Source organism: Halonotius pteroides (assembly GCF_003605635.1).
Taxonomy (GTDB): Archaea; Halobacteriota; Halobacteria; order Halobacteriales; family Haloferacaceae; genus Halonotius; species Halonotius pteroides.
In genome coordinates this window covers 21,497-35,938 of the sequence record NZ_QMDW01000026.1, presented here as the reverse complement: position 1 = coordinate 35,938, position 14,442 = coordinate 21,497, and the positions used below count along the sequence as shown (strand labels likewise).

Here is a 14,442-nt window from a genome sequence, read left to right as displayed (position 1 = left end):
GAAATACCGTATCTTACCGTAATTTTACGGTAAGCTGCTTAGGCGATAACGGGTGCGAACAGGCATTGATTCGGGTTACCGATACCGGACAACCGATCCCGGATATCGAGATCGAACCGATCGTCGGTGGGTATGATCCTGATCCGTTAGAACATGGTGAGGGGATTGGCCTCTGGGAGGTACAGACGATTATCGAAGCGCATGGTGGGCGACTCTCAGTCAGAGAAAACAGTCTCGAACGGACGGTGATTGAGATCGCACTCCCCCGGGCACGACAACAGGATGAGTAGCCCTCTTCCTGAACGACAGGGCTAAGCAAACAACTACCGGTTGTCAGTCTGGAGTGACAGTACGGATATCTGTTATCTCAAACCGCGCTCCGCCCGCTTTGCTGGTGGTTACTGCCACGTTCCAGCCGTGGGCGTCACAGATCCCTTGGACGATCGATAATCCGAGGCCAGTCCCATCAGTCGCAGTTGAGTAGCCCCGGTTAAACACCTCCTCGCGGTCTTCAGGCGGAATTCCGGTGCCATCATCGGCGATAAAGAGGCCGCCTGAGGCCACTGTTCCGACGGTTACTGTTACATCCTCTCCACCGTGTTCAACTGCGTTTCGAAAAAGGTTCTCTAACAGTTGCTTGAACCGATCAGGGTCGGCCTGTATGATAGCCTCATCCGCGGTCGTGAGTGTGGCCGTGTTGGTTTCAACGTGCCGCCAACACTGATCGGCGATCGCTGAGACGGTGACATCTTCCACCCCATCGACCGGTTGCCCTGTCCAAACGACGGTTAGCACGTCATCGATGATATCGTCAATTCGACTGAGATTTGTTGTAATTACCTCCGCGTGCTCTTGATCAAGCATCTCGGCGCGCCCCTTGGCAACATTCAGCGGGTTCCGGATATCGTGCGAGATGACCGCAGCGAACTGTTCGAGTCGTTGTTTTTGCTGTTGGAGTTGCTGCTTTCGTTTGTTACGTTCGGTGATGTCGGTGTAGATGGCAAATCCAAACTCCCGACCGTCTTGTTCGTATGGGATCCCGCGGTAGAGAAAGTCTCGTGGGCCGTCAGCCGTGAGACGGGTGACAACACCGGAGTTGTACTTCCCGTCAGCCGTGCGTTGATCAAATCGGGTGGCTTCGGTATCTGCTTCCGGTGGGACGATGAATTCGTTGAGTGATTCGCCCAGCATGCTGTCTGAATCATATCCAAACACCTCACCGAAGGCAGGATTCACTGTGCGAACGATCGGCTTTGTATCGATGAGTTCAAATTCAACGACTGGATCACCGATAAGTTCGAACAGGTTCTCAAATCGGCTTACCGAGTCTGGGTGGGTCATGTGATTTTTGTCTGCTGTCCAATGTACGCTCATTATTTGAGAGCAAAATAAATTATGATTTGTTTTTCTATTTGCACTATATCATCCGCATCACCGTAATAAAAAGACTAATTTGAGTGCTTTGATTAGGTTTTTCGAGCCAAATCCGGCTATCTTTCTTGTTCTTTTTGTTTTGTAGAAGAGATTTTTATATTTGTTCTTAAACTCAATCAGTCGAGAAACCACACGAAAAGGCACTATGCAGTAGATCGCCTCCGCGGCAAGTGCTCACCCATTAGAGGCCTGATTGGGGTGTTGTCGATTTGCACCAACAAGGACTGAACAGGCGGTTTCGACAGCCATCGATGAGATGGTAGACAGACGGGGTGAGAGTTGTGACACCCGAAACGGGGCCCAGGGCCTGAGACAACCCGTGATCACCCACCGGGAACCGCGGAAACGCCTTTGACTGTGCACCGCGAGAAGGTAGATATGGACTCATCGTCGGCCGACGCCAGCCCACAGTTCGATGAGATCGACCCGCCGCCGACAGCCGACAACTGGCTCGATCTGATCGATCACCTCACCGGCGAACTCGCCGGAAACGAAGAAGCACTCGAATGCGAACTTGACAACGTAACCCTCGACATCCCGATGTGGATGAGCCCCGATGCTGACACCGCTCGCTGGAAGTTTGACGGCGACGTAACCGTCAGCCTCGGCGAAGTGCGCGTCCCGCTTCGTGAGTGGCGCGAATACTGGGACAACGCAGAGTAGTCATCCCATCTCGACATCGGGTTCGAGATCACGTTCCTCATCGCTGTCATCGACCTCAGCGTCGATATTCGAGTGGTCGATCTCCGTGAGATTCGCCAACAGTTCGTCGATGTTGTCGAGACCGAGAAGTGACCGCGTTTCCTCGTCAAACTCCCGGCTTTCGAGTGCGGCGGCCGCCGGCTGGCTGTCGCTGCCGCTGAGATGGCCGCCGTAGCGACCGACCAGCGAGGTGAGTTCCTGCGGAATAATAAACGTCGAGGAGTCACCTTGGCCGATGCGTTCGAGGCTCTCCATGCCGCGTTCGATGATCGCGCGTTCGCCCATCGACTCGGCGGATTTCGCGCGAAGCACCGTCGAGACGGCGTCACCCTGCGCCTCAAGGATTTGGCTCTGTTTGTCACCCTGTGATCGGATGATGTCGGCCTGCTTGTCACCCTCAGCGGTTTCGACCGCGCTGCGGCGTTCACCCTGTGCTTCGAGGATCATCGCACGGCGGCGGCGCTCGGCGGAGCTCTGTTCTTCCATCGCGTTTTTGACGCCGGTAGCGGGGCTGACCTCCCGCACCTCGACGGCTTCAACGCTGATCCCCCACTCGTCGGTCGGCTCATCAAGATCACGGCGAATGCGGCTGTTGATCTCATCGCGTCGGGAGAGCGTGTCATCGAGTTCGAGATCGCCGATCACGGCCCGGAGTGTTGTCTGGGCGAGATTCGAGATCGCGGTTTCGTAGTTATCGACCTCCAGAAAGGCCTTCTTCGCGTCGACGATCCGGTAGTAGACGACGGCGTCGGCGGTGACCGGCGAGTTATCGCGGGTGATCGCCTCCTGTGGAGCAACGTCGATGACGCGGGTACGGACATCGAAGCCGTAGGTACGAGAGACAAACGGCGGCACGAGGTGCAGCCCCGGTTCGAGCAGGCTGCGGTATTCGCCGAAGACCGTCAGCGCGCGTTTCTCGTAGGCATCGACGATCTCGACCGCACTGACAAGCGTGGCCGCGAGAACAAAGAGGGCAAGCGCGCCGACGGCAACGATCGGATCGAGACTGGCGAAGGCAAGTAGCCCGACGACGGCAGCCCCAGCGGCGGCCACCGTTCGCCAGACACTGTCGGGGATGTCGTCGCTGAGGGTGGCGAGCTCATCGAATGTAGAGCGGGAGGACATAACGGAATAAGACGGCGGCGACACTTACGCCTATCCCCCGCTGGCGACGGTATCGATGGGATCGAGCCGAAAGGAGTGCTTTTGGGCTCACAGAACCGAACACCTGTGTGTTCAGCCTCAACGTCCCTGTTCCGGGGGCCGTCAAGCGGCTCACAAGCGATCTCCAGCCGCAGCTGCTCGATTTCGAGCGGGTTCGGAGCGACCACACACTTGTAGTCAAGCGATTTCCGGACGACGAGTTGGCAAACGGCCACCCGGAGCATCAGTTGGCGACGCTGCAGGAGCGGCTCCGCCCGGTTATCAGCGGGTTGCCGGCCGTCGAGGCGAAGGTCGCCGGGATCGACAGCTTCGATGAGCCGGTGCGTGGCGATGGCCCGGTGGTGTATCTCACCATCGAGAGCCCTGGCCTCCACCGGATTCATCGGGCATTCACCGATACGTTTGGGGCGATCGACGGGCTCGAAGGCGACGACTACACACCACACGTGACGCTGGCCCGCGGCGGATCGGCGGCGGCAACAGCGGTCACAGAGCAGTTGCAAAACCAGGCGGTCGAACCGGTCGTCTGGACGGTCTCGGAGCTCGTGATCTGGGATTCGAGACACCGCACGCCGGCGGCGCGGTTCGGGCTGCCCGCGTGACCGCGTTGGTGCTACCGTGATTCCAGCCGCATCGCCATCGGCTCTCTCGGGTGCATCGTCAGCGACCCTCGAAGCTCAAGGGCGTCGCCGAGGTAGTCAAGTCGGTACTCTTGGGCGACGGTGGCCAAGATCAGCTTCGCTTCGAGCATCGAGAACTGCTTGCCGATACAGTGTCGGGGGCCGCCGCCGAACGGGAAGAACGAAAACCGCGGGCGGTCAGCGACACGCTCCGAGTTGAAGCGATCAGGGTTGAACTGATCAGGGTTGTCATACCACCGCGGCGACCGGTGAACGACCCACTGCGGCAACATAAGCCCGCTGCCGGCCGGGATGCGGTAGCCGCCGATCTTGACATCGGTTGCTGCCTCGCGGAACAGCGTGTACACCGGCGGATACAGCCGCATCGCCTCGTTGAGCACCTGTTCGGTGTACTCCAGCTGTCGGGCGTCGGCTGCCGTCGGCGTCGACCCATCGAGGACGGAATCAAGTTCGGCATGGAGACGACGCTCAACTTCAGGATGCTGGGAGAGCAGATACCAGGTGTAGGTCAACATGAGCGCGGTCGTGTCGTGACCGGCCAACAGCATCGTCATCATCTCATCGCGGATCTGTCGGTCGGTCTGTTCGCCGCGATCTTTCGCCCGGAGCAACAACGACAGCAGATCCATCGGCTCATCAGTGTCGGTGTCGACAGGGGTCTCCGCGCCGGCTTCGTAGCCGCGCCGACGGCGGTCGGCGACGATGTCGTCGATCACCGATTCAAGATCATCGATGGCCGCCCGAAACTCGCGGTTTTCGGCGGTCGGGGCCCAATCAGGGATTAGCCGGCGGAACGGGTCGGGCTCGAAACGCGCACCCAGCGGTTCGAGATTCTCCTGGATCGTCCGAATCCGCTCGTCGCTGATATCGGTGCCCAACATCGCGGTGACGATGATCCGCACGGTGAGCCGGGCCATCTCGATTTGGATATCGAGGCGGTCGCCGTCGGCCCAGTCGCCGACCGTTGACTCGGTGTGCTCGACCATCATATCGCCGAGCGTCCGGATGCGACGACCGTGGAAGGCGGGGTTTGCCAGCTGCCGTTGCTGTTGCCACGTCTCACCCTCGCTCAGCAGCAGCCCATCACCCAGCAGCTCGTAGATCGCGTCGTCGCCGAGATCCAGTTTCGGGAACCGATCGGGTTCGGAGACAAGCACCCGTTTGATGTCCTGTGGGTTCGTCAGCATATACAGCGGGATCGGGCCGAGGTCGAAGGCGACGACATCGCCGTAGGCATCGGCGCAGGCTGTCATGAACTGGAAGGGATCATCGGCGAACTGTTGACCGTTGCCGAACAGCGGGACGCCCTGTGGGCCTGGGGGGCGAATACTCATAGATATTGTTGGGGGCGAACGAGATTAAGCGTTCGGCTGGGGGCTCCCAAGCGGGGGTGTCCTGTGGCACTACCGCGAAGCAAACCGTCCGCAACAAACGGTTTAGAACAGCGCCCCAAGCAGCACAAACAGCACTACCACCAACAACGCATACACAGAGATTCCGGCCGCATAGAGCTTCGATACGGGTTCATCCTCGAAGCCGGCACGCGGCGAAAGGAGAAAGAAGAGCATCGCCGGGGTCGACAGCACGATCCGTCCGATATCCGCCCGCCCGTTGGCCAACAGTCGCCGGAGGGTTTGCTCGTATTCCATCGGTGTTGTGAGGGCGTTGTCAGCGACGGACAAAAAGACCGCGAGACGGGATGAAGGCTGGCGTGCGACGACGAGCCCGCTTGTAATAGCGGTCACACCAGCCTCAGATCGGATCGTCCGGATCGTGGCTCTCGGCGACCGATTGGGCTTCCGTCGCGTACCGAGGTTGCTCGTCGGGATCAACCGGGGTAAGATCATCCGCGTCGGCTTCGATGGCGGCGGTAATCGGCTCGCTGCGCTGTTGGAGGAGCGTTGCCGACAGCTCCTTGCGAAGCTGTTGGGTGCCGTCAGTCGTCGCATACACGAAAGAGATCAGGTTGCGATCGTCGTACTCACGTTCGACCAGCCAGAGCCGGGTCATATCAAGAGATATCGAAGGAACAACATGTGGCTGTCGATCCGACACGACTCGGTCAGTGCCGCGATCACGTTACGTTCAATTGTGTGCCACCGGTAGTGTCGATGATGGATGGTAGAACGCTTCGGGAACGCGCCGGCGAGCTGCCGACCGAGCCCGGCGTCTATCAGTTTCAGGCCGGCGATCGGGTGTTGTACGTCGGCAAGGCGGTCGATCTTCGCTCTCGGGTGCGTTCCTACACCGACCCACGCAGCGACCGCATCGCACAGATGGTCACCCGAGCAGCAGCAATTGAGGTCGCCGTTACCGACACCGAGACCCAGGCCCTCCTGTTGGAAGCCAACCTGATCAAGCGGCATCAACCGCGGTACAACGTCCGCCTGAAGGACGACAAATCCTATCCGTTGGTGCAGTTCACCGACCACGAGATCCCACGCATCGAGAGCACCCGCGACCCCAACGACGCCGCAACCGTCTTCGGCCCCTTCACAGACAAGGGCCGGGTCGAAACCGTGGTCAAGGCGATCCGGTCGGTCTACGGGCTGCGTGGCTGTTCAGAACACAAATACGAGAACCGGGAGCGACCCTGCCTCGATTACGAGATGGGGTTGTGTTCGGCCCCCTGTACCGGTGAGATCGACGCCGAGCACTACCGCGAGAACGTGGAGTCGGCGATCCGGTTTTTCGAGGGCGAAACCGGCGTGTTGGCCGATCCTCTCCGCCAGGAGATGGAGACCGCCGCTCAGGAACAGGCCTTTGAGCGGGCCGCCAACCTCCGCGATCAACTCGATACCGTCGAGACGATTCATGATGACAGCGAGCGCGCGGTTGCCAGCGGCGATGCGGCTGAGGGGGGTGGCAGCGAGGCGGTCGCGGACGTGCTTGGCGTCGCTGTCGACGGCGACCAGGCGACCGTCGCCCGGCTTCGCAGCGAGGGCGGCCAGCTCGTCGATCGCTCACGGCACAGCCTTGATGCTCCCGACGAAGCCGACGGCGGCGACCGTGTGGCTGCGTTGTTGGCGGCGTTTCTCCCGCAGTATTACGCCGAACGCCAACTGCCGGATGCGATCTTGCTCTCCGAACGCCCGGGCGATAATGACGTGATCGAGTGGCTGGAGAGCGAGGGCGTTGCAGTTCGGGTGCCGGGAGCCGGCCGGGAGGCAACCCTCGTCGAGCTTGCGCTGAAAAACGCCAGACAAGGGCCGGTCGATGGCGACCCGCTGGCGGCCCTCGGCGAGGCGCTTGGGATCGACCGCCCGGGCCGGATCGAGGGGTTCGATGTAAGCCACAGCCAGGGGAAGGCGGTCGTCGGTAGCAACGTCTGTTTTGTCGACGGCAGCGCGGAGACCGGCGACTACCGCCGGAAGCGGCTCACCGACCGCAACGATGACTACGCCAACATGCGGGAGTTGATCGAGTGGCGAGCGAACCGCGCCGTGGAGGATCGTGACGACCGATCCGATCCTGACCTCCTGCTTGTTGACGGCGGCGAAGGCCAACTTGGGGCCGCGATGGATGCCCTCGACAAGACGGGGTGGGACGTGCCGGTCGTCGCCCTTGCAAAAGACGAGGAGTTGGTGGTCACGCCGGATCGCGTCTTCGACTGGCCGAACGACGCCGACCACCTCCATGTCTGTCAGCGCGTCCGCGATGAGGCCCATCGGTTCGCCGTTCAGTACCACCAGCAGCTTCGGGATGACGTGTCGACCGCACTTGATGGGGTTCCCGGCGTCGGCCCAGAAACCCGAAAGCGGCTACTCCGCCGATTTGGCAGCGTCGACAACGTGCGGGATGCCTCACAAGCCGATCTGCAGGCCGTCGACGGCGTCGGCGAAAAAACAGCAGCGACGATCGCGGAACGACTGTGAGGCCGTGAGCCCGAATCCATACATCATTAAGGTCACTGAGCCGGTGGGGCTGGTATGGACTACACGCTAGCCGTTGAGAACGCGCCGGAGACGATCGCGGGTGGAACAGGCGTCCTCCTGCTGCATCCCTCGATCGGCGAAACCGACCGCATCGACACCGACTTTTTCAAAACCGACACCGACCACTTCCTCGTCGTCTCAACGCGGACGACCGCTCGGGAGGTCGAACAGAAGCTTGAACACTACGATGTCGACGAGGACAGCGCGGTCATCCTCGATACGCTGTCGGTCGAGCGCGGCTACTCCCGGCGCGGCACCGACGATGTCCACTACGTCTCCGCCCCCGACGACCTCGACGGGATCGTCGCCAAGGTTGAGGCGTTCCTCACCAGCCACGACGGAAAGGTTCGGCTCAGCGTCGACTCCATCACCGAGATGATCTACTACGCCGACGAGGACGGCGTCGTCGATGCAACCGAAAACCTGTGTGGGCTGCTGGCCGACCACGACGCCGTTGGCCTCTTCCACCTCTCAAAGGAGGTACACGACGAGGCGACGATAGATCGGTTCCGCGAGCGCTTCGACGGTGTCATCGATCTCGACGACGACGGCAGCGTCACTGCCGAATTTTAACCGGCCGCCGATCACCCGATTCGGTAGGTTGCCTCAACGGATGCACTGACAGTGACATCATCAGGCTGGAGCTCCGTCGAGCCCACAGAAGCCGCTTCGGCGACGTCGTAGCGTTCGTAGGTCGGCGAGAGCCCGCCACCGGCGGCGTTGAGCCGCTGTACCGACACCACACGTGAGTCGACGCGGGCGGCGAGGACATCCGCCTCGTCACGGGCGGTATCGACAGCCGCTTTGAGGGCATCCTCCCGCAAGGATTCGCGGGTCGACGCCGAAAGCGTATACTCGATGCGGCCGATCGAGTCGGCCCCGCCATCGATGGCAGTATCGATCACGTCGCCGGTGGTATCGACATCGTCGACCTCGATGGTGGTCGTGTGGGTGCCCTCGTAGCCGGTCTGCTCGGGCTCCGCACCCGGTTCGCGGCGGTCGTACTGTGGGTGGATCGCAAACCGCCCAGTTGTGAGTTGATCGTCGGATAAGCCAGCATCGCGGAGGGCCTGTCGCAGGCTGTCGGAGCGTGTTGACAGCGCGTCGCGGACGGCGGCCGCGCTGTCGCCGGTGGCCTCAACGCTGGCGTCGATGACCGCACGGTCGGGGGCGGCCTGCATCTCAGCTGAGCCGGTAACGGTGACTGTCCGACCACTATCACCGCCACCAGCGGCGGTATCGGTTGCTTGTTGTGCGGTGCCGAGACAGCCCGAAAGGCCGGCCGCGCCGGCTGCTGCCGTACCGATAATAAAGTCACGTCGTTGCATGGCAGCTCTGAGGCGGCCAACAGATGAATAGGTTCCTAAAGCTGAAACGGCGGTTTGAGTCGGCCCTGGCGGCTACTCACGGAGCTCGGCAAATGTCTTCTCGGCCCACTCGATAGCGTAGGCCGCCCCGTGGTCGCGGGAGGCCGTGGTATCAAGCGCGCTGAACGGCGTCGGAATGTCGAGGTCGTGTTTGATCGCCGCACAGGCGTACTCGGTCGCTTCGGGGAACGTCATCTCGTTGCGGGCGACCGCCCGCGAGAGATCATCGAGCCGCGGTTCAAGTCGGCTCCCAGCATCGACCCACGCCTCATAAAGCGGCGCGAGTTCGTCGTCGTCAGCCCACGCGGCGAACACCTCGCGGGTCTGGAGGCCAACCCAGCCCTCAAATAGGGCGGCGGCGACCTGATAGACATCGGCCCCGTTGAGCCCGACCGCGGCGTCAAGATTGGGATACTGCTCGCCGAAGAAGGACAGGAAGTGTTCGGGCACATCGCAGTCAAGCTGAACCAAGGCTTCGGCGATAAGGAAGTTGAGAAACTCATCGGGGGTGTTCTCGGCGCGCTGTTTGCAGAGCACCGTTGGCGGCTCAGTCTGGGTCGTCCAGACGACGGTTCCGTCATCAGGGGTGCCGATGGTAAAGGTATCACCGGCGTACTCCTCAAGGACGGTTGGGGCACTGTCGGGCAGCCAGTCGGCGGGGTAGCTGGCCGGATCGAGGCGGTCGGCCAGCAAACCAAGATCCTCGGCGACCGCCGGCGGCAGCGTCTCAAAGTCAGTTTGAACATCCAGCACGATCGCCTCGGGGGCGTGTTGCTGGCGGACGGTCGACAACAGCGGTGGGAGTGATCGTTCGGAGAACATTAGGCGAAGACGTACGAGAGGATAATTCCGACCGAAAAGACGGCCGACAGCAGCACGGTGCCGAGCACAACCTTGGTGGCCTGCGACATATCGTCGGCTTTGGGGGGGCTGATAATAAACCCTTCACTGCTCGCAGCCGACCGCTCGCACCGGCGCGCCGTCGCCGCCGAGGGCAAGCGGGTACGCCCGGAGCTCGAAGCGGTCGTCGACGCCACCGAGGTTGGTCAGGTTCTCAACGATCACGCAGTTCTCGCCGAGCAGCGCGTGGTGGGCCGCAACATCGGTCGGCTCGTCGTCGCCGGCCCGCGCCCTCGGCGTCGGATCGGGGCTGAGCGCGTCGACGCCGACCGCCAGCCCGTGGTCGGCACAGCGGGCCGCCGTTTCGGGTGCAATGTAAGGGTGGTCGAGATAGCGGTCGGTGTCCCAGTGATCATCCCAGCCAGTCCAGCAGACAACCATGTCAGCGTCGGTCAGCACGTCGCCTGCGGGAAGTCGCTTCGGGGTGATTGCCTCGCGGGGCTCACAGTCCCGGCAATCGACCCGAACGGCATCGAAAGCGAATCGGTCGAGTGAGAACGCCGACAGCGGGTCGCCGTTGGGTTCGGTGTGTCGCGGCGCGTCGATGTGGGTGCCGGTGTGACTGCCACATGAGAGGGATTCAACATGGTAGCCGTCGGCGGCGTGGGTCGCGTGGTCGGTCACGCTGACCGCTGGATCACCAGGATAGGTCTGCATCCCATCCTCGATGGGCTGGGTGAGGTCGACGTGGTCGGGCATGGGTTGGACTCACTGTGAGTGGGCAAAGAGATTGGTGTCGCCGGCGATCCACCTGCCGCTGTCACGGTGGAAGGTGCCGATCGTAGACGTAGCGACGATGGCCGACCGCTTCGACGATCAGCCGATCTCCGTTTCGATCCCACGTAATGATCGCTCGGTAATCGCCAGCGCGGAGTGTGTAGTACGGATAGTTCGATAGCGATTTGAGCCGGTGGTCAGGCCAGTCCTCGGCTTCGGCGAGCTTCTGCAGGATTCGTTCGCGTGGTTCGGTGTCGAGATCAGCGAGCTGGTCGTCGGCCTGTGGCGTGATCTCGACCGTGGGCATCTACTTCTCGACCCCGTATTTCTCCATCACGTCGTCGAGCGGAACCGTGTCGCCCTCCTCACGCTGCTTACGACTGGTGGCAAGATCATCCAACGCCTCGTCGGAGAGCCGAACTGGTGGATCGACCCATGCCCGCAACGCATCACGGATCGCCTCCGAGCGAGAGGTGTAGCCGCGTTGGTGGTACTCATCGTCGATCTGCTCAACCAACTCAGTCGGCACGCGCACATCGATTTTGGTCGTTTCGGCCTCGTTCTCGGAGCGATCGGTGTCGGTGCTCATACTTTGTGAGACGCGTGTCGCACACAAAACACTTTGCTCCCAATCGCTGCCCCGACCGGGTTGGGTCGATTGTGTCGGGCTGTCCGCGGTGCGGATCGAGCCATCGGATACTCCCACTTCGGTGCGGCTTCACACAAAAATAGTCACAACAACGACTTTACCGCCACCGGACGCGACCACAGGTATGTATCTGGATATCGGTAATGCACTCGGCGGCAGTCCCGGTCTCACCGAAGACACCCTTGATCACCTCGATGAGCGAGTCGGGATCGCTCATGAGCGCATCGAGCAGGGCCGCGCGGACAACGAACACGGCTACGCCGCGCTCAACCTCCCCAAGACGGTCGACACCGACGCAATCCGCGCGGCGGTTGAGCCGTTCGGCACCCCCGAGGCCGTGCTGACGGTCGGCATCGGCGGTAGCGCGCTCGGTGCGGCGACCATCTCCGCTGCCCTCGCGGATCAGACCGACGTTGAGGCGCACTTCCTTGACAACGTCGACCCCGAGGACACCGCCGAACTCCTCGATTCGCTGCCGCTCGACGACACCGTCGTCAACGTCGTTTCGCGGTCGGGGACGACCGCTGAAACGCTCTCGAACTTTCTTGTCGTCCGCGAAGCGATGGCCGATGCCGGCGTCGACTGGACCGAACAAACCTTTGTCACGACTGGCGACGACGGCAATCTCCGAGATCTCGCCGATACACACGATCTCCAGTCGCTGAACGTCCCGGAAGGCGTGCCGGGTCGCTTTTCGGCCATCTCGACGGTTGGGCTGGCCTGTGCCGCGCTGCAGGGCCTCGATATCGAGGGCGTCGTCGCCGGTGCCCAAACCGCGATGAACGACCTTTCGGGGTCGCTGTATGAGTCGCCGGCCTACGCCTACGGCGCGGTCTGTTACGGCCTCGCCGAGCGTGGCGCGCTGACCAACGCGATGATGCCGTATGCGGAATCACTGGAATACTTCGCCGAGTGGTTCGCCCAACTGTGGGCCGAGAGCTTGGGGAAAGAACAGGTCGGCCAGACGCCGGCCCGCGCACTCGGCGCGACCGACCAACACTCCCAACTCCAGCTCTATCGGGCCGGCCCCCGCGATAAGCTTGTGACGCTCGTCCGACCGCGCGAACGCGAGGACATCGACATCCCCGAAACCGATCTCGAAGGATTATTCTATCTCGGCGGCTCCGGGCTTGGCGACCTACTGGATGCGGAGTTCGAGGCGACCGAAGCCAGCCTCGCCGCCGAGGGGCGGCCCAACGTCCGCATCGAGATCGACACCGTCGACGCCGAGAATATCGGCGAGTTGTTGTACGCGATGGAGGCCGCAACCGTGATCTACGGCGAACTCGCCGGGCTGTCAACGTTCACCCAACCCGCTGTCGAATGGGGGAAGAAGGCCGCCCGCGGGCTGCTCGGCGGTGGCGACTTCGCGGAAGCCGAGGCGGTCGCTGACAAGCGCACCTTCGAGATCGAGTGAGCACCCAAATCGGTGTCCATAACAGGGGCGGCGGCGTAGCCAACCGATAATGGCGACCGATACCGTCGGCTGGGAGCCGCGGGCGAAGGCCCTCGGCGAAACGCTCCTGATCGTCTTTGGGGCGTATCTGTTTGCCAGCGTCGTGCTCGCCGCGGTGAACCCACCACTGATCGACGCCGGGATCGTCACCCCCGGCAGCACCGAGGAGTATCTTTCGCAGTTCGCGCTTCAGTACGCCGGCTTTCTGGTGGTTGCCGGCTGGTACGCCCTTGCTGTCAGAGACGACCCGTTGATCCCGTGGGCGACGCCTAGCCGCCGGGGGCTCGGCCTCATCGTCGCCGGGATCGTCGTCCTCGTCGGTGCGAACAACGGGATCACCCGACTGTTCGCCGCCGTTGACGTGAGCCTCGGCGACAACGCCGCCGTGACTGTCGGTGCCGGTGAGCCAGCCTACCTGCTGACGATGGTTGTCTTTTCGCTACTTGTTGTTGGGCCAGCCGAGGAACTGCTGTTTCGCGGTGTTGTCCAGGGACGGCTGCGGGAAACGTGGGGGGTCTGGCCGTCAATTCTTGCGGCAACGGTACTCTTTGGGCTGAGTCACGCCTCTGTCTCCGGCGGTGCCGCCGGGATCGCTGCCTACATTGTCACCGCAACGCTGCTCGGCGTGCTGTTGGGCTATCTCTATGAGCGCACCGACAATATCGTCGTGCCGGCGGTCATCCACGGCGTCAACAACGCCGTCATCTTTGCGTGGCTCTATCTGGGCGAGGTTGGCGTTGTCTGAGACAGGCGATACCGACAGCTTAACTCGGGTTTTTGCGGGCAAGGTCGCTGCCGCAGATCCGACAGCGATCGAGATTGTCGTCGTAGGTGCGGCCACAGCCCTGACACTGGAACTGCCACTCCCGCTGTTCGGTGATCCCCTCCTGGGCGATCACGTTGACGGCGACGTTGAGCCGATCGGCGACGTTCTGCATCGCGTAATCGTCGGTGACTAATGTCCCGTCAAGTTCGAAGGCGGCGGCGATAAGCACCATATCGGTGTCGCTGAGTTCGTCGGCATCGCCGGTTTCGGTTGCCGCGCGGTTGATCTTTGCAACCGTCTCCTCGGAGGGGATGTGAATGTGCATCCCCGCGCCTTCCTCGGCGTCGAAACGGAAGGCGTGTTCGCCCTCCAACTCCTCGTGGACTTGTGGAACCGAGGCGGTGTCCTCATCGGTGTGATACTCGTTGATAAATGCCGACGTGTCGAGAATCTGCATATAGTTACCGAGAAACAACGATGTAGTCTTTGACCGCATCAACGGCACCGGCTGGGATTTCGAGGCGGCCGTCCTCGTTGGCCGGGAAATCGGCGGCCGCCGCCGAGATCCCCTCGTTGGGGGTGACAAGCAGGTCGTGGAGCCGACCGGTTTTGAGATCCATTGTAATGTTGTAGAGGTCGCCGAGTTCCGTCCCGTCGGCGCCCATCACGGCTTTGCCCGAGAGGTTTTCCGCGAGTATGTCAACCATGCCT

20 protein-coding genes are annotated in these 14,442 nt (G+C 61.8%); 7 read left to right on the top strand and 13 right to left on the bottom strand.

Annotated elements, in window-relative coordinates:
• A partial coding sequence (locus tag DP106_RS13305; RefSeq protein WP_133305150.1) for an ATP-binding protein occupies positions 1–290 on the top strand: 290 nt, incomplete at its 5' end.
• Positions 291–333: 43 nt separating this feature from the next.
• Here the strand turns inward: DP106_RS13305 and DP106_RS13300 are convergent.
• Positions 334–1,341, bottom strand: coding sequence for a PAS domain-containing sensor histidine kinase (locus DP106_RS13300; protein ID WP_165857901.1), 1,008 nt, complete (start codon positions 1,339–1,341; stop codon positions 334–336).
• 471 nt (positions 1,342–1,812) lie between these two features.
• Between DP106_RS13300 and DP106_RS13295 the strand changes: the two genes are divergently transcribed.
• Entirely contained in the window at positions 1,813–2,097 is a 285-nt protein-coding gene (locus tag DP106_RS13295; RefSeq protein ID WP_120086061.1) for a hypothetical protein, read from the top strand.
• Here the strand turns inward: DP106_RS13295 and DP106_RS13290 are convergent, their stop codons facing one another.
• A complete protein-coding gene (locus DP106_RS13290) occupies positions 2,098–3,261 on the bottom strand; it encodes an SPFH domain-containing protein (protein ID WP_120086059.1) in 1,164 nt (387 codons plus the stop codon).
• 107 nt (positions 3,262–3,368) lie between these two features.
• Here DP106_RS13290 and DP106_RS13285 point away from each other — a divergent pair, with 107 nt between their 5' ends.
• A complete protein-coding gene (locus tag DP106_RS13285; RefSeq protein WP_120086057.1) occupies positions 3,369–3,902 on the top strand; it encodes a 2'-5' RNA ligase family protein in 534 nt (177 codons plus the stop codon).
• 11 nt (positions 3,903–3,913) lie between these two features.
• Here the strand turns inward: DP106_RS13285 and DP106_RS13280 are convergent, their stop codons facing one another.
• From DP106_RS13280 to DP106_RS13270, 3 genes are all read right to left on the bottom strand, one after another.
• Positions 3,914–5,275 (bottom strand): cytochrome P450, encoded by a 1,362-nt coding sequence (locus DP106_RS13280; RefSeq protein WP_120086056.1) that lies wholly within the window; start codon positions 5,273–5,275, stop codon positions 3,914–3,916.
• Between the two features lie 102 nt (positions 5,276–5,377).
• A complete protein-coding gene (locus DP106_RS13275) occupies positions 5,378–5,686 on the bottom strand; it encodes a hypothetical protein (protein ID WP_120086054.1) in 309 nt (102 codons plus the stop codon).
• Between the two features lie 7 nt (positions 5,687–5,693).
• Positions 5,694–5,951 carry a hypothetical protein gene (locus tag DP106_RS13270; RefSeq protein ID WP_120086052.1) on the bottom strand — a complete coding sequence of 86 codons (258 nt, stop codon included), beginning with the start codon at positions 5,949–5,951 and terminating at the stop codon, positions 5,694–5,696.
• A gap of 104 nt (positions 5,952–6,055) precedes the next feature.
• Between DP106_RS13270 and DP106_RS13265 the strand changes: the two genes are divergently transcribed.
• Together DP106_RS13265 and DP106_RS13260 are read left to right on the top strand one after the other, a co-directional pair.
• The gene (locus tag DP106_RS13265) at positions 6,056–7,816 is read left to right on the top strand and encodes an excinuclease ABC subunit C (protein WP_120086071.1); all 1,761 of its coding nucleotides are present in this window, start codon (positions 6,056–6,058) and stop codon (positions 7,814–7,816) included.
• A 54-nt stretch (positions 7,817–7,870) separates the two neighbouring features.
• Entirely contained in the window at positions 7,871–8,449 is a 579-nt protein-coding gene (locus tag DP106_RS13260) for a DUF7090 family protein (protein ID WP_120086050.1), read from the top strand.
• Between the two features lie 11 nt (positions 8,450–8,460).
• Here the strand turns inward: DP106_RS13260 and DP106_RS13255 are convergent, their stop codons facing one another.
• The 6 genes from DP106_RS13255 to DP106_RS13235 form a co-directional block, all read right to left on the bottom strand.
• A complete protein-coding gene (locus DP106_RS13255) occupies positions 8,461–9,204 on the bottom strand; it encodes an SIMPL domain-containing protein (protein WP_120086048.1) in 744 nt (247 codons plus the stop codon).
• 72 nt (positions 9,205–9,276) lie between these two features.
• Positions 9,277–10,065, bottom strand: coding sequence for a DUF7089 family protein (locus tag DP106_RS13250; RefSeq protein ID WP_120086046.1), 789 nt, complete (start codon positions 10,063–10,065; stop codon positions 9,277–9,279).
• Positions 10,065–10,154, bottom strand: a complete 90-nt coding sequence (locus tag DP106_RS16655; protein ID WP_449405085.1) for a hypothetical protein — start codon at positions 10,152–10,154, stop codon at positions 10,065–10,067. The genes DP106_RS13250 and DP106_RS16655 overlap by 1 nt, the downstream gene beginning before the upstream one ends.
• A gap of 34 nt (positions 10,155–10,188) precedes the next feature.
• A complete protein-coding gene (locus DP106_RS13245) occupies positions 10,189–10,842 on the bottom strand; it encodes a cyclase family protein (RefSeq protein ID WP_120086044.1) in 654 nt (217 codons plus the stop codon).
• 61 nt (positions 10,843–10,903) lie between these two features.
• Positions 10,904–11,167 carry a type II toxin-antitoxin system RelE family toxin gene (locus tag DP106_RS13240; RefSeq protein ID WP_120086042.1) on the bottom strand — a complete coding sequence of 88 codons (264 nt, stop codon included), beginning with the start codon at positions 11,165–11,167 and terminating at the stop codon, positions 10,904–10,906.
• Positions 11,168–11,449: a ribbon-helix-helix domain-containing protein gene (locus DP106_RS13235; RefSeq protein ID WP_120086040.1), complete on the bottom strand. Its 282-nt coding sequence runs from the start codon at positions 11,447–11,449 to the stop codon at positions 11,168–11,170.
• 184 nt (positions 11,450–11,633) lie between these two features.
• Here DP106_RS13235 and DP106_RS13230 point away from each other — a divergent pair, with 184 nt between their 5' ends.
• The gene (locus DP106_RS13230) at positions 11,634–12,926 is read left to right on the top strand and encodes a glucose-6-phosphate isomerase (RefSeq protein WP_120086038.1); all 1,293 of its coding nucleotides are present in this window, start codon (positions 11,634–11,636) and stop codon (positions 12,924–12,926) included.
• Positions 12,927–12,975: 49 nt separating this feature from the next.
• A complete protein-coding gene (locus tag DP106_RS13225; protein ID WP_120086036.1) occupies positions 12,976–13,710 on the top strand; it encodes a CPBP family intramembrane glutamic endopeptidase in 735 nt (244 codons plus the stop codon).
• A 19-nt stretch (positions 13,711–13,729) separates the two neighbouring features.
• On the opposite strand, the gene DP106_RS13220 is transcribed toward DP106_RS13225, so the two are convergent.
• Both DP106_RS13220 and DP106_RS13215 read right to left on the bottom strand, forming a co-directional pair.
• Positions 13,730–14,188: an NOB1 family endonuclease gene (locus DP106_RS13220; RefSeq protein WP_120086035.1), complete on the bottom strand. Its 459-nt coding sequence runs from the start codon at positions 14,186–14,188 to the stop codon at positions 13,730–13,732.
• Between the two features lie 4 nt (positions 14,189–14,192).
• Complete coding sequence (locus DP106_RS13215) at positions 14,193–14,438, bottom strand: PRC-barrel domain-containing protein (RefSeq protein ID WP_120086033.1); 246 nt, start codon at positions 14,436–14,438, stop codon at positions 14,193–14,195.
• Positions 14,439–14,442 lie beyond the last annotated feature (4 nt).